This is a genomic window from Flavobacterium hibernum (assembly GCF_000832125.1).
In the GTDB taxonomy this organism is placed as follows: Bacteria; Bacteroidota; Bacteroidia; order Flavobacteriales; family Flavobacteriaceae; genus Flavobacterium; species Flavobacterium hibernum.
Map to the genome: position 1 here is coordinate 264,521 of NZ_JPRK01000002.1, position 14,136 is coordinate 278,656.

Below are 14,136 nucleotides of genomic sequence, written 5' to 3' on the forward strand. Positions count from 1 at the left end.
ATGCCGGCAGTCAGGGCCGATTATCAAGTATCTGCCTGCTGAAAAGTGAATCCGAATGCTGAATTTAAAAATAAGCTTCGTAAATTTACTGTAACTGCCCAGCCGATAGGCCTTGCTGCCGGTTTATTTTTAATGTAAAAATTATATGAAGAAAACAACGGAAGAAGCCTTTAACAGCAAGAACATACGCCTGACCACGATGCGTATCCTGATCTATGAGTACATGCAGACGCTGAGTGAGGCTCTGTCTCTGGCCGATATCGAGAAATATTTCCATAAGGCCGACAAGGTGACCATCTACAGGACGCTCCAGACTTTTCTGGAAAAAGGCCTCGTGCATAAGATCATGGATGAAAACCAGGCCAGGTACCGCTTATGCGCAGATTCATGCGAGCAGGAAGAACATAACGACAGGCATCTGCATTTCTACTGCAGGAAGTGCGGGCAGACCACCTGCAGGGAGGAGATCATTCTTCCCGAAAGCCTGACAGGCAGCCTTCGGATCGACGAGATCCAGATTCTGGCCAAAGGAATCTGCGAGAAGTGCCTCACTGCATCATAATTCAAATCAGATAATTGTGAACAAAGGATAATTGTAAAATTTTAATTTTAAGCTATGCTGTTAAACCGCAGAATATCAGTGCTGTACTTTGTGAGGGAAATAAGATCCCAGATTATTCTCATTGTCATTTTTGCCGCTGCAATCGGCATGCTGGATATGCTTCCCGTTTTCAGGAAAGTATCCCTTCCGCTCAGCATTCCGGCTCTTGTCGGAACCGCAGTCTCGCTGCTGCTGGCCTTCAGGACTGCGCAGTCCTACGAGAGGTGGTGGGAAGCCAGAATGGTATGGGGTGCGATTGTAAACGATTCGCGCACCCTTGTCAGACAGGTGATGCAGGCCGCATCCAAAGAAAACAGCCAGATTGCAGACCAGTTTGCCGAAAGGCAGATCATATGGGTGTATGCCCTTGGAGAAGCGCTGCGCCGCCAGCCCTTCAGCCCGAAGGTGGAGGCCTATCTGAAGTTCCATAAAATTACCGGGACAAACATCCCCAATGCCCTGCTGGACAGGCATTCGCAGGGCGCTGCCGAAATGGAGCAGAAAGGGATCATAACGGATTTCAAGACCGTGCAGCTCAATGAAACCATTTCACGGCTCTGCGACCATATGGGAAAATGCGAACGGATCAAAAATACGGTCTTTCCAAAGTCATACAGCCTTCTGGTGCACACGCTGATCTATGTTTTTGCGGCCATACTGCCCTTCGGGCTCGAGGATTCCCAGCTGGCGGTTGAACTGCTGCTTACCATCCTGATTCCGCTGCTGTTCATTGCGATCGAATCAACTGCCATCATCATGCAGGATCCTTTTGAGAACACGCCTGTGGATACGCCGATGACTTCGCTGGCACAGACCATTGAGATCAATCTCCTTGAGATGACCGGCGCGAAGGATATTCCCGTAAAACCTAAGAACAGCCTTTATTATGAAATGTAGCAATTGGGCTTTCTGCCAAAAATCAGAATCCAATGGATATCGGGGTTGAACTTTATATGTCAGCCAAGCTGCTGCTGGCTGCTGCCCTGGGCGGCCTGATCGGGCTTGAAAGGGAAAGGGAACAGCAGAATACGGGCGTGAGGACTTTTGCATGCATCTGCGCGGCCTCCTGCCTGTTTGTTTCCATTGCGGCCCATCTTACGGAAGATGTCTCGGCTGTGGCCCGAATGCTTGCCGCCATTGCGACCGGGCTGGGATTCATAGGGGCGGGAATAATTTTCAGGGACCAGAGGAACCTGCCCAAAGGCATCACAACCGCCGCGGGCCTTTGGACCACATCAGCGGTTGGAATGGCCATAGCACTGGATATGCTTGTAATTGCCGTTTCGGCGACACTCATCATACTGCTGATTTTCAGCGTGAACCATTTTTCTTGGTACAGAAGACTGGTAGATAGATTAATTAAGAGCAAAAAAAAGGACTAACTAAACCAATGGACTGCCTTTTATCGGCACCGGGACACTTCAGGGAGAATGGTGCCGAATTTTTTAACCTTATAAATTATATATCATGGAACACAAACATAAATACGATAAGAACGGGAAACAGATCTGCTGCACGCAGACCGAGAAGGTGTATGTGCAGGCCGGCGCAAAGGAACTTCTGAAGGGGCACACTCCCGGTGACGGCCACAACCATGCGCACAGCAGCGACGACGGGCACAGCCATGCCCACACCGATGATGACGGCCATAACCACAGCACTGCCGAAGGCGGAGCGTTTAAGATGTTCCTTCCTTCGATAATTTCACTGGTGCTGCTGCTTCTTGCCATTTCTTTTGACAACTGGATCAAGCTGCCGTGGTTTTCTGGCACCCTGCGGTTCGTGTGGTACCTGGTGGCCTATCTGATCGTCGGATTTCCGGTTATCAGGGATGCCTTCAAAAGCATCACCAAAGGGGAGATATTTTCCGAGTTCCTTCTGATGAGCATAGCCACAGTCGGCGCCTTCATCATTAAGGAATATCCCGAAGGGGTTGCGGTAATGCTTTTTTACGCCGTAGGGGAAGTTTTCCAGACCCTTGCCGTATCAAGGGCACAGCGCAACATCAAAAGCCTTCTGGACCAGAGGCCCGATGAAGTGACCATCGTCGCAGACGGAAAGACCAAAACAATCAAAGCCGAACAGGCCCAGATTGGGGATATCATCCAGCTGAAACCAGGAGAAAAGCTTGGGCTTGACGGGGAGCTTCTAACCGACAGCGCCTCATTCAATACGGCGGCCCTTACAGGGGAAAGCAAACCGGACACCAAATCCAAAGGCGAGGCGGTCCTGGCGGGAATGATAAATCTCAACGTGGCGGCACAGGTGAAAGTCACCGCGGCCTTTACCGACAGCAAGCTCAGCAGAATACTGGAACTTGTACAGAATGCGACCTCGCAGAAGGCTCCGACAGAACTGTTCATACGCAGGTTCGCCAAGATCTACACGCCTATTGTGGTTTTTCTGGCTATCGGAATCTGCCTTCTGCCTTATTTCTTTGTGGACAATTATGATTTCAGCAGCTGGCTTTACAGGGCTCTTGTCTTTCTGGTAATTTCCTGTCCGTGTGCGCTTGTCATTTCCATACCGCTGGGCTATTTCGGCGGAATCGGTGCGGCCAGCCGCAACGGGATACTGTTCAAAGGGAGCAATTTCCTTGACGTGATGGCCTCGATCCAGAACGTGGTGATGGACAAGACCGGAACGATGACAGAAGGGGTTTTCAAAGTGCAGGAGACTGTCTTCAAGCCGGAGTTTGACAAGGATGAGATCCTGAAAATGGTCAATGCGGTGGAGAGCCAGAGCTCGCATCCTGTTGCTACGGCAATCCATGAATACGTGGGTGAGGTGGACAGTTCGATAAAACTGGAAAGCACCGAAGAAATTGCGGGCCACGGACTGAAGGCATTAATCGGCGGAAAGGAGCTGCTTGCGGGGAACTTCAAGCTGATGGACAAGTTCGGCATTTCTTATGATGTCGATCCGGCTTCGATAGTATACACGACCATCGCGGTAAGCTATGACAAAAAATATGTCGGGTATATCACCATAGCGGACAGCATCAAGGAAGACTCGCAGCTGACCATCGACCTGCTGCACAAGATGAATATAAAAGCGACGATGCTCAGCGGGGACAAGGGAAGCGTAGTGAAATTTGTAGCAGACAAACTGGGGATTGACAATGCCTACGGAGATCTTCTGCCGGAAGACAAAGTAAACAAAGTGAAGGAGATCAAGGCGCAGTATGGAACGGTTGCCTTTGTCGGTGACGGAGTGAACGATGCGCCTGTGGTAGCGCTCAGCGATGCGGGCATCGCAATGGGCGGGCTGGGAAGCGATGCGACCATCGAAACGGCCGATGTCGTGATACAGGACGACAAGCCTTCAAAAATACCCATGGCCATCAATATCGGCAGGCAGACCAAGAAGATCGTATGGCAGAACATCACCCTGGCTTTCGTAGTCAAGGGCGTAGTGCTCGTTCTTGGAGCAGGCGGGCTGGCCACGATGTGGGAAGCCGTATTTGCCGATGTCGGCGTATCGCTGATTGCGATTCTGAATGCGGTGCGCATCCAGAAAATGAAATTCTAAATTGGATAATTCAAAGATTCTAAAGGCTTAAATCCAAAAGATTTAATGCTGCTGTTTAGCTGCCGGCCAGATGATATCCGCTTACGGATAATCATCTGGCTCAGACGGCAGGGATTCTTTGTGCCCTTATCCAATCGTAATATCCATCAGAAATGCCTGCCGCAACCGCACAGGCAGAAATATCAAACGTGCAGTTTTACCGGCAGTTACTGGTAATGCAATGCCGTATCTGCAGGTATAGCGCATTGAATCGAATTTTATGCGAAATGAAAAAACGAAAGAAGAAATACTATCCCAACATACAGAAGACCTCCAGGGGACAGAAGGGCAGGCCGGTTAGAAAGAAGAACAGGTATTCGGCTGTCAATATCGGAAAAACGATCATACTGGCAATTCTGGGAATTGTGATTGTACTTGGAATTTTTGCAAGGGCAAGACATTTTATCCTGTACCACGTGCAGGACAGGCCGCATGAGCAGGCCAATGGGAAATTGACCAATGAAGGCGCAGGACGCCTTCCTGAATCCCCGAAATGAAATATATAAAAAAAAATATAAAAGGCGATTGTTAATTCAAAACCGCAGGCTTTTTCTAAGGTTCTGCGGTTTATTCTATAAAAAAATAAACCGGGCATTTAAACCAAATGATTAGCAGAATATGAAAAAGTATGCCAATATTTCCAATGTAATCCTTACCATTCTAAGGGACAATCCTGATCGTGATTTTGCTCTGGAGGAGCTTTCGGGCTTAATTTTTCCGACAGATCCGATACAAGAGGAGAAGCATAACCAGGCTGCCGTTCTGGATGTGCTGATTTTTCTGGACGACCAGAAAATGATCCTTCTGGATTTTGAGACGGACCGCTCAAGGCTTGCCAAATAGAACTGATAAGATCAAGGGCGGCAGCCCGTATTTCCGGAGAGCCTTCCCCGAAGGGAAGGCAGTTCCGGAAAAGCCTAATTAAGCGTTCAGACCAGCACGCTGAGTGCGGCAGGCTCTGCCGAAATTCTGCAGGTGTTGGTCCTTAATTTATAATGCTCCCCGTCGATCTGCGCATCGGTGAATATATTCGTGGGCATTTCGATCTGCAGGCTCTGCACCAGATGGTGCTGGGCCTTCTTGAATCTGCTGACTGAGCGGGTGAGAATATGGTATCCAAGGGCTATCTTTTCGAAAAAGGAAAGCTCGGGAATGAGAACCAGATCCAGTTTTCCATCCGTCAGCAGTGCGCCTGGGGTAAGGCTCATGCTGTAGCCCATTTCATTTGAATTGGAAACAAAGACCATAAATGGCTTTATTGGTATGACCCTGTCGTCGAAATATACTATGGCGGGCTTCGCCTTATACTCAAAGGCTGCCACAACTGCAGCCTTGATATAGGCAAAAAGCATCCTTTTTCCCGAATTCTCATACTTTTTTACAATCATCGCGTCAATTCCGATGCCGGTGTTGCTGAAAAAGTAATGCTGGTTGATTCTTCCGGCATCGATCCGCAATTTTCTTCCTTCCCTGATAATTTCAAGAGATTTTCCGATATCGCGCGGAATGTTCAGATGCGATGCCAGTCCGTTTCCCGATCCCACGGGGATGATTCCAAGCTTCACATCGGTTCCGATCAGACGCGAAGCCACCTCATTGATGGTTCCGTCGCCTCCGCATGCCACGATGATGTCGGGATTCTGCTCCAGCGCTTTTTCGGTGAGGATCAGGGCGTGCTTTCTGCTCATGGTGTAATCAGTGCTGATCTTATACCGGTCAGCGGGAAAGAACTGCCTGATGTAAAAATCCGGCAGGCTGTGGCGCCCTGCGCCGGAGACAGGGTTAATGATGAAATGTATATAGGTCATTGCTTATTTTAAAAGTTTGTTTGTAAAAAGGTAGTCAGCGGTCTGGTACCATGCGATGGTCTCTTCAAGAAAGGGCCTGTCCATCGGAAGGGGCGTGAGGCTGTTGTCTGATTTTTTCCAGCTGTAGAAGGCCTGCTTCTTCTGGTCGGAAAGTATCATAACCCGGCTGCCTTTCATGAGCGCGAGCTTGCGGTATGTCCCCAGAAACGCCCGCTGCTCGAAATCCGGGTCAAGGATGTCCCTGCCGAAGAAATCGGATTCGTAGTGCCATTTGAACATCGAAAATACGGTAGGCCAGAGATCGATCTGCGAGCACTGCTTATCCACCTTGCGGCTGGCCGTTTCGGGCATATTGACGATAAAGGCGGGGATATGGTAGTTGGCAATGTCTATCTCATCCTTTCCTGCGCTGCTGGCGCAGTGGTCGGCAACGACAATGAAGACGGTATTCTTGTACCAGGGCTTTTTAGACGCTTGGGCAAAGAGCCTTTTCAGGGCATAGTCGGCATACTTGACAGCCCCCTCGCGTCCCGTTCCCGACGGGATGTCTATCCGGCCCGAAGGATAGGTGTAGGGCCTATGGTTGGAGGTGGTCATCACGAAATTCAGGAACGGCTTTCCTTGCTTATGCTTCTGGTCGGCAGTGCTTAGCATTTTATTGAATATGTCCTCATCGCAGATTCCCCATGCATTTTCAAATGTGACCTCGCTGTCTGCGATATTATGCCTCACTGTGCTGATGCGGTCGCTGAGCACGCTTCCGCGCCCGCGGTCATAAATGCTGAAGCCGTTGCCTCCGAAGTAGGAGTTCATGTTGTCGAAATAGCCGTCGCCGCCGTAAAAAAAGCTGCAGTCATAGTTCTTGGACCTGAAGACATTGCTGATGGTGTAGAGGTCCCGGTTTTCAGGCCTTTTGACAATCGACTGTCCCGGGGTGGGAGGTATGCACAGTGTCAGCGCCTCCATGCCGCGCACGGTTCTGGTTCCGGTGGCGTACATGCCGGTGAAAAAGACGCTTTTCTGGGCAAGGCTGTCCAGGAAAGGGGTCAGGTTCTGCCTGTTTCCGAATTGGGCCATAAAATCCGCACTGAAGCTTTCCATGAGGATAAAGACCACGTTGCTGCGCTGCAGCGGCGACTGGACGTCCTTTATGCTGCGGTGGATCGAGTAGCCTGTAGTGGCAAAGGATACCGTGCTGTCTGCCAGTTTTGATTTGACGATGCTGAACGCGCGGTCATTGCCGATGGAGGTGTAAAACTGCTCGTACTTCATCTGGTTATTGCGAAAAGCGGCAAAAAAGGAATAGATGCCCGATTTGGAAATTTCGGAATTGTAGCGGTTGGGCGACCATTCGGCCAGGCTGCTGGAGATAAAAGTGATATAAAAGGATGCCGCGGCCGTGAAGAGCAGCAATATGGAAACCCTCTTCACTATGTCCGTGTTGTGGGCGAATGCGGCGGCAAAGGCTCTTGATCTGTAAAAGGCAAAAAGCACAAGTGCGGTAACTATCACGACAGCTGACACGAGAAGCGGCAGAGGATAGGACTCCTGTATATTGGCAATGACCTCGTAGGTGTAGATCAGGTAGTCCACCGCAATGAAATTGAAGCGGGTCCTGAATTCCTCCCAGAAGGTGATTTCGGCCAGAAAGGTGAAAACCAGTATGAAAACATTCAGCGCCGTAAAGAACCAGATTACGATCCTGTCGGCCATCGAGCCGGTCCATCTTCCCGCAAATACGGTATAGTATAGAACGGCAGGATAAGAAATCAGCGCGATGGTTCCGATATCAAAAAAAAGCCCTGTAAGGAGCGTGCGGATGACATCAAAAATGCTTTGCGAGACCTGGCCATGCTGCCAGATAAAAAGGATGATGCGCAGCAGCTGCGAAAACAGCAGAAACCATGCAATAAAATGAACCAGCAGTGCGTATCTGCCGGTTCTGATAGACAATTTACCCATAACTCAATAATAACTCAGCAAAGTTTACATTGCAATGTTGTAGTCATTCTGAATTTTTGGTTTTTATTAAGAAATATTAACCCTGTTTATGAAAAAAAAGCGCATTGCAGCCTGGCGCAGCTATGCTGGATCCGAGCGGAAGCTTCCTGCGCGATCAGGTGCCGCCGCTAGAACTTTACGCTGAAGCAGTGGAAATCATTATAATAGGAGTAGGAGATCTTCCATCCGCTTATCTCGGTTATCTTTTTGATGATGGCCAGACCCAGCCCGCTGCCGTTTGCCGAGGTGCCGCCGCTGAAGAAACGTCCGAAGAGCTTCTCGATGGGAAGCGGTTCGGCCGTACCAGTGTTGAGGACCATCAGCTCGCGATCCAGGGTCCTGATTATGATATTTCCCTCGGTGCGGTTATGGCGGATGGCGTTAAGCACCAGGTTGTTGATAAGGATTTCGGCAAGGACAGGGTTGGCTTCTATTTCAAGCTTTTCGGACAGCTGCACATTAATGGCGACCCATTTCTGGCCGGCCTGCTCGGTAAAGAAGTCCAGATGCTTTTCTATATGCTCATTAACCGAGATGCAGGTTTTTTCCAGATAGATCTCATGCTCTATTTTGGAGAGCAGCAGCAGATTTTTGTTGAGCCTGTTGAGTTTTGCGACATCCCTACTCAAGGCGCCCAGCACCCGAGTCTGGTCCTTGTCGAGCCGCATCTGGAAAAGGGTGTCGATCTTGTTCTGGAACAGCGCGAGGGGCGTCTGGAGCTCATGTGCGGCGTTTTCCACAAACTCGCGCTGGCTTTTGTAGATGGCCGTATTTTTTTCGATCAGCGCCTCAAGGCTTCTGTTCAGGCGTTCAAATTCATCGATTCCAGACTGGATAAAGTGCGGGGGCTTGCTTTTGTCGATCTCAAACTCATGGATCTGGTCCAGGGTATTGTAAAAGGGCTTCCATCGTTTGGATGCCGTTTTCTTGGACAGCCAGACTATGCCGATAAAAAGCACCAGAAGGATAAAGGTGAACATGCCAGCTATGGTGAACACCATCCTTTCCATTTCCAGCAGGTGGATCTTTTCGGTGTAGGTGTATTTTCTGCCGGCAATTTCCACTGGGGCGTAAATGATGCGGAAAGGCTCTTTTTCCTCAGCCGTGGAGTCTTCGATCATGGTGCCGACTATGGAATCTTTTTTTACGCCCATATCGGGCATAATGGTGAAATGCAGGTTGTACCTGTTCCAGGTCTTGATGTCTTCGGGAGTGAAATTGCGGCTGGATTGGTTAATGAATGCATTTTTATGCTGCACGAGCACCTCTTCGGTTTCGTAGATAAAAAGCCACTGGCTCACAAAGTAGAATATCGGAGCGCAGATTGTGAGAATTACGGCAGCGAGGATAAGAAAATCGCGCGTGGTTTTGCTGAGCAGTTTTTTGGTATTCATTTTTCCCATTTGTATCCTTCGCCGTAAACGGTTTTAATATAATCTCCCGAACCTGCTTTTGAAAGCTTCTTTTTCAGGTTTTTGATGTGTGCGTATATGAAATCGTGGCTGTCGAGCATATCGGCCATGTCGCCCGATAGGTGTTCGGCGATGGCGGCCTTTGACAGGACCTTGTCATTGTTGCCGATTAGGAACAGAAGAAGGTTGAGCTCCTTTCTGGTCAGCTCGATTTTCTGTTCATTTACAAGGACCGTTTTGGTGAACACCTCGATCCTGATCTCCTGGAACACCACGCTGTTGCTTCCCCTGAAGTTCCTGCGTCTTACCAGTGCCTGCATCCTTACCAGCAGTTCGGCAAGATGGAAGGGTTTTGTGAGGTAGTCGTCGGCTCCCAGACTGAAGCCCTCCAGCCTTGTTTCCAGGGTCTCTTTTGCCGATATGATTATCACCCCGTCGGTTTTGTCCTTGCTTCTCAGCTCCCTGAGGATGTCAAAACCGTTGCCGTCGGGAAGGCTAAGGTCAAGCAGTATGCAGTCGTAATCGTAATTATCGATCTTATGCACGGCCTGCGCATAATTGTGCGCCGTTTCGCATTTTACGCCATTGTCCTTGAAATAGCTCTGTATGCTTTGAGCGATATCCTGTTCGTCTTCTATGATTAAAATTTTCATGATGCCATTTTCTTACCGCCCCATGACAGTGCATATGCCCACTAAATTTAAGAATTTATGGCAATATATGCGCTGCGGGGCATCATTTTTATAAAACGGCTGTGCCGTTTATATTACAGTCTGTAATAATACGGCTCAATTTTGAATTAATTCTGAATTTTTGCCTGCAGCACGTTTTTTTAGCAAAATCTGCCTTAAGATTTCGGGGCTTTGATAAAGATTCCCCCAGCCATGAAAACTGGATGCCGGGAGAATCACATCAAAAAAAAGAGTCTGGGAGCGTATAAATGCCCTATAGGGTTTAATTGCTCAGCGCTGCACCATGCTGGAAATAATATTGATGCTCAATGCCAGTATGGTGGTGTTGAACATAAAGGAAAGCACCCCGTGCACCAGCGCGGTCCTCCTTATCTTCCTGTCCAGTATGGCGACATCGGACACCTGAAAGGTTGTGCCGATCACAAATGAGAAATAGACAAAGTCGAGATAGTCAGGTTCGCCTTTTCCGGGAAAATCAAGGCCGTTGAGCGAATAATGGAGATTGGCGTATTTGAAGGCGAACGTGGTATGGACCACCGCCCAGGCCGTTCCCACCGATGAGAGGGTCATCACCACATGCAGCGCCAGCTCGGAACCGGTCTTCTGATCGGCTGAAACATACAGCAGCAAGATGCCCAGAAGGCTTACGGCCGTTGTAAGGAGCATGAACAGGGACAGCACAGCGCGTCCCGAGTCCTGGTCTTTGGCACTTTTCTTGAGCTCATCCACGCGGCAGGTCAGGATGGTGAACCAGGAGAAGAACAGCTGGGTTAGGGAAAAAGCCAGCCATACCGCCATGATGTGCACCGAGGGCCTGCTGGTTCCGATCTCAAGGACAACGGCGGTGAGCAGTCCCGCCGAAGCGGAAATTGCCAGCCTTGACCTGTTGCTGAGCCGGTTTATAAATACTGTTCCATTCATAAGAAATTATTTTTATGGCTTGTGCCGGTTGTTTGAATGCTATTGGTAAATGTTCATATTTTCATCATAGATGGGACTTTCTATATTCAGAAAGTTCAGCACACTGTGGAAGACATGGTACTGGGATGCGGTTTTATCGGCTTTCAGTTTTTTTGAGCCGGGCGAAACCCAGACAATAAAAGGAATCTCAAACTGCTCCCTTGAAGCAATGCTCATCGGCAGGCCGTGCATGTAGAGATTTTTTTCGCCGAGCGACTCTCCGTGGTCCGAAACAAAAATCATAGTGCTGTCAAATTCCTTGAGCTCTTTCAGGTTCTGGATCACGCGGCTGAGCAGGTAATCGGTATAAACTATCGTATTGTCGTAGGCGTTCATCAGTTCCTGCTTTGAGCAGTCAGCAAGCTCGACGCTGGTGCAGACCGGATTGAAATACTGGAACGCCGGAGGGTACTTTTTGCTGTAGCTGGGGCCGTGGCTGGTGCTGGTATGCAGCACCAGAAATATCTTGTCCCTGCTGCTGGCCAGGATCTGCTCCCGGAAAAGGTTAAGCAGGACCTCGTCGTATGCGCATTCCCTGCCCGGACATGCAGCGCCTAGGTATTTCCGGTCCTGGTAATTTTTGATATGAAGCGGCGGCTCTCCCCAGTTGGCGGTCCTCCAGATGACCTCGACATCGTTACGGTACAGGTAGTTGGGCAGAATCTCATAAAGCTCATCGGTCTTTTTATGGTCCAGTATCGCCTTCACGCCGCCGGTGGTATAGGTTGCCGAGGAGACAGCATTGAAGATATGCAGGTTTTCAGTTTTGGAAAGCAGCGGATTGGTGTTCTTCGGATAGCCGTACAGCGAGAAATTGGCCCTTCTTGCGGATTCCCCGATGACCAGCACCACAATGGATTTCTTCCTGTCCCTGATGCGGGCATCGGGAAGCAGGATTTCCTTCTGGTTTTTATTGTACTGGTGCACGTAAAACAGGGAGGTGTTGACCGCATAAGACCATGGCATTGCAAGCCCTCCCAGCTTTTTGGAATTCTTGTCGATCCAAAGCCAGCCGGCTGAATTGATAAATACCAGCGCCAGCGCAATGAGCAGGCTGCCTGAGCAGAGCGCCGCAAACCTTTTAAGAGGCTCCTTTATGATCTTTATCCTCAAGAGCGCGGCCGAGGGAACTATCCCGAGCACGAGCACATAAAGCGCCAGCCTGATCGAAAAATAGGCGCTTGATTCAGCATAATTGGTGTTGAGGATATTCCCCACCATGCTTTCGTCTATGATCACGCTGTAGGAATTGATGAAATACAGGGCTGCCGCGCTGAGGGCAAAAAAGAGCGAAATGAGAATTCTGCCGAAAATTCCGGTAAGGTAAAGCAGCAGGTAAAAGACCAGGAAATCCAGCACCAGCATCAGCGCGATGAGGCTGGCGATGGTCATAATGCCGCTGAAACCCGCGTAATTCAGGTTCCCGACCACAAAAGAGAAGAAGGGGATATGGAAGAACAGGCAGTTGGCCAGGCTGATTAAGGCTGCCATGCGGGCTGCCGGTAGTTTACCTTTTAACATATGCGGCGGTAATTTTATATAGTGATATGGTCAAAACGAATAAAGACAGGCAGAATATGAAAAGGTGCTCCTGCATGATCCTGAAGGCCAGCGCAAGCCAGCATCCCGTGAAGGCAATGATGAAAAAGGGGTGGTATTTCCTGTTTCCGATCCATTTCCAGATGCGGTACCTTGTTGAGATAAATATGCCGGCAAGGGCGCAGAAGTAGCCTATGATGCCCCCGACAAGAACATCAATGGGGTAATGCGCTCCTAGGGCAACCCTTGTGAGGACAAGCGCGAGACCTGCTGACACAAAAAGTGTGCACCAAAAGATCCTGTTTATCAGCCTGGCAGGCATAAAGGCAAACATAAGGATGGAAAGCGCCGTAAAAATGGTGATGGAATGCCCTGAGGGCAGGCTGTTGTGCCCTGAGAGGGTTCTTCCGATTATAATAAAGCTGCCGTTGTCAAAAAAAGCTGCCGGCCTTGGGACATGAAAGAGCTTTTTCAGCACGCTGGAAAACAGGCAGGAAACCAGAAGGGCAGAGGCAAGAGACTCCCATATCTTAGGCGCGTGCAGCACAAAAATGCTCAGCAGCGACGCCACCACCAGCGTATTTCCGGTTTCGGTGAGATTGTACTGCATTTCAGGATATTGGGACAGGGTGGCATTCAGCATAAAGAAATATTCCCTCTGGATCAGGATATACGATTCGGCGCGCAGCGCATCGAGCATGAAAAGGAACGCGGCGATTAGCAGCAGCAGCACCGCAGGCAGGAAAAAAAGGGTAGGCCGCAGCCTTGAGAAGTTGAATGAAACATAAAGATCCAAAAGGGGATTGGCCTTTTCGGACGTGATTTTTTCGATGCCCCCATCGGCATTTTCGAGGAATAATTGGCGCATTTTCTAGGACTTTGTTAATCATTGTTTTACACTGGCTTAACCAGGGCAAAACATATCGATTCTTTTTTCCCGAAAGTTTACAATCCAATTTTGTAATCATCCTGAATTTTCATTTCACAGACTTTTATTTTGGATAATTTTAGTGTTTATTTGTTTGTATATCAGATTATTAAAAATATTTTAAAATTTTCAGAAGAGCAGCAAGTCTCTCAATGCGAGCAGTTTTTTTTCTGCCGATCCAATGCGTTTTAACATTCGCCGGCGCATTATTTTAACACTGAAATTTTGCATGCGCCGAATGTAAATAGGTATATTTGGATTTAGAATCCACCCAAGACCAACGGTCAGATCTTTCAAAATGGAAAAAGCGATACGACTAAAAGTGAGAAAAGATTTGGATGCCCGCCAGCAGCATACCATCCTTAGGCTCAAGGGCAGCCTGATTTCCAAAGGCTATACCGAGATTATCCACATCCTGGACAAGGATGAGGAGTTTCATATCAATACCTTTGAAACGCCATCTGAAAAGCAAGTCGAAGTTAAGCAGTATATCGCTGCATTTATAAATCAGGAAAACATCCTGGATACTGTAACGATCGAATAGGTTCAATTTTCAAATAAAAGCTGCTTCGGTTGTGAAGGCAGAAGCACTTTTTGGTTTTAAGGTTGCACATGCTGCAAATAA

General features: G+C 48.8%; 14 protein-coding genes. 7 read left to right on the top strand and 7 right to left on the bottom strand.

The genetic code is table 11. The features are described 5' to 3' along the window. Positions 1-145: 145 nt before the first annotated feature. The 6 genes from IW18_RS22830 (at position 146) to IW18_RS01180 (ending at position 5,014) form a co-directional block, all read left to right on the top strand. Positions 146-562 (top strand): Fur family transcriptional regulator, encoded by a 417-nt coding sequence (locus IW18_RS22830; RefSeq protein WP_084607884.1) that lies wholly within the window; start codon positions 146-148, stop codon positions 560-562. Positions 563-616: 54 nt separating this feature from the next. Further along, positions 617-1,498, top strand: coding sequence for a bestrophin family protein (locus IW18_RS01160; protein WP_041515728.1), 882 nt, complete (start codon positions 617-619; stop codon positions 1,496-1,498). A 32-nt stretch (positions 1,499-1,530) separates the two neighbouring features. Continuing rightward, entirely contained in the window at positions 1,531-1,983 is a 453-nt protein-coding gene (locus IW18_RS01165) for an MgtC/SapB family protein (protein ID WP_041515729.1), read from the top strand. Between the two features lie 85 nt (positions 1,984-2,068). Beyond that, a complete protein-coding gene (locus IW18_RS01170; protein ID WP_041515730.1) occupies positions 2,069-4,132 on the top strand; it encodes a heavy metal translocating P-type ATPase in 2,064 nt (687 codons plus the stop codon). A 266-nt stretch (positions 4,133-4,398) separates the two neighbouring features. Then, entirely contained in the window at positions 4,399-4,668 is a 270-nt protein-coding gene (locus IW18_RS01175; RefSeq protein ID WP_123902593.1) for a hypothetical protein, read from the top strand. Between the two features lie 121 nt (positions 4,669-4,789). Beyond that, entirely contained in the window at positions 4,790-5,014 is a 225-nt protein-coding gene (locus IW18_RS01180) for a hypothetical protein (protein ID WP_041515732.1), read from the top strand. Positions 5,015-5,100: 86 nt separating this feature from the next. Here IW18_RS01180 and IW18_RS01185 read toward each other — a convergent pair whose 3' ends face one another. The 7 genes from IW18_RS01185 to IW18_RS22850 form a co-directional block, all read right to left on the bottom strand. After that, on the bottom strand, positions 5,101-5,979 hold the full coding sequence (locus IW18_RS01185; RefSeq protein ID WP_041515733.1) for a diacylglycerol/lipid kinase family protein: 879 nt from the start codon (positions 5,977-5,979) through the stop codon (positions 5,101-5,103). A 3-nt stretch (positions 5,980-5,982) separates the two neighbouring features. Next, positions 5,983-7,941: an LTA synthase family protein gene (locus tag IW18_RS22835; RefSeq protein WP_084607885.1), complete on the bottom strand. Its 1,959-nt coding sequence runs from the start codon at positions 7,939-7,941 to the stop codon at positions 5,983-5,985. 167 nt (positions 7,942-8,108) lie between these two features. After that, positions 8,109-9,374: a sensor histidine kinase gene (locus IW18_RS22840; protein WP_240475520.1), complete on the bottom strand. Its 1,266-nt coding sequence runs from the start codon at positions 9,372-9,374 to the stop codon at positions 8,109-8,111. Further along, positions 9,371-10,045 (bottom strand): response regulator transcription factor, encoded by a 675-nt coding sequence (locus IW18_RS01205; protein ID WP_041515737.1) that lies wholly within the window; start codon positions 10,043-10,045, stop codon positions 9,371-9,373. Before IW18_RS01205 ends, IW18_RS22840 begins: the two co-directional genes overlap by 4 nt. A 309-nt stretch (positions 10,046-10,354) precedes the next feature. Further along, a complete protein-coding gene (locus IW18_RS22845) occupies positions 10,355-11,005 on the bottom strand; it encodes a DUF1345 domain-containing protein (RefSeq protein WP_084607887.1) in 651 nt (216 codons plus the stop codon). A gap of 39 nt (positions 11,006-11,044) precedes the next feature. Beyond that, the gene (eptA, locus tag IW18_RS01215) at positions 11,045-12,565 is read right to left on the bottom strand and encodes a phosphoethanolamine--lipid A transferase EptA (RefSeq protein ID WP_041515739.1); all 1,521 of its coding nucleotides are present in this window, start codon (positions 12,563-12,565) and stop codon (positions 11,045-11,047) included. After that, a complete protein-coding gene (locus IW18_RS22850; protein ID WP_084607888.1) occupies positions 12,552-13,451 on the bottom strand; it encodes a phosphatase PAP2 family protein in 900 nt (299 codons plus the stop codon). The genes eptA and IW18_RS22850 overlap by 14 nt, the downstream gene beginning before the upstream one ends. 358 nt (positions 13,452-13,809) lie before the next feature. On the opposite strand from IW18_RS22850, the gene IW18_RS01225 reads away from it, so the two are divergent. Next, complete coding sequence (locus IW18_RS01225) at positions 13,810-14,055, top strand: hypothetical protein (RefSeq protein ID WP_041515741.1); 246 nt, start codon at positions 13,810-13,812, stop codon at positions 14,053-14,055. Positions 14,056-14,136: the final 81 nt, after the last annotated feature.

What these genes read in the sequence shown, in the direction of transcription:
- IW18_RS22830 (WP_084607884.1), top strand. Translation starts at nt 146, where the DNA reads ATGAAGAAAACAACGGAAGAAGCCTTTAACAGCAAGAACATACGCCTG.
- IW18_RS01160 (WP_041515728.1), top strand. Translation starts at nt 617, where the DNA reads ATGCTGTTAAACCGCAGAATATCAGTGCTGTACTTTGTGAGGGAAATA.
- IW18_RS01165 (WP_041515729.1), top strand. Translation starts at nt 1,531, where the DNA reads ATGGATATCGGGGTTGAACTTTATATGTCAGCCAAGCTGCTGCTGGCT.
- IW18_RS01170 (WP_041515730.1), top strand. Translation starts at nt 2,069, where the DNA reads ATGGAACACAAACATAAATACGATAAGAACGGGAAACAGATCTGCTGC.
- IW18_RS01175 (WP_123902593.1), top strand. Translation starts at nt 4,399, where the DNA reads ATGAAAAAACGAAAGAAGAAATACTATCCCAACATACAGAAGACCTCC.
- IW18_RS01180 (WP_041515732.1), top strand. Translation starts at nt 4,790, where the DNA reads ATGAAAAAGTATGCCAATATTTCCAATGTAATCCTTACCATTCTAAGG.
- IW18_RS01185 (WP_041515733.1), bottom strand. Translation starts at nt 5,979, where the DNA reads ATGACCTATATACATTTCATCATTAACCCTGTCTCCGGCGCAGGGCGC.
- IW18_RS22835 (WP_084607885.1), bottom strand. Translation starts at nt 7,941, where the DNA reads ATGGGTAAATTGTCTATCAGAACCGGCAGATACGCACTGCTGGTTCAT.
- IW18_RS22840 (WP_240475520.1), bottom strand. Translation starts at nt 9,374, where the DNA reads ATGAATACCAAAAAACTGCTCAGCAAAACCACGCGCGATTTTCTTATC.
- IW18_RS01205 (WP_041515737.1), bottom strand. Translation starts at nt 10,045, where the DNA reads ATGAAAATTTTAATCATAGAAGACGAACAGGATATCGCTCAAAGCATA.
- IW18_RS22845 (WP_084607887.1), bottom strand. Translation starts at nt 11,005, where the DNA reads ATGAATGGAACAGTATTTATAAACCGGCTCAGCAACAGGTCAAGGCTG.
- eptA (WP_041515739.1), bottom strand. Translation starts at nt 12,565, where the DNA reads ATGTTAAAAGGTAAACTACCGGCAGCCCGCATGGCAGCCTTAATCAGC.
- IW18_RS22850 (WP_084607888.1), bottom strand. Translation starts at nt 13,451, where the DNA reads ATGCGCCAATTATTCCTCGAAAATGCCGATGGGGGCATCGAAAAAATC.
- IW18_RS01225 (WP_041515741.1), top strand. Translation starts at nt 13,810, where the DNA reads ATGGAAAAAGCGATACGACTAAAAGTGAGAAAAGATTTGGATGCCCGC.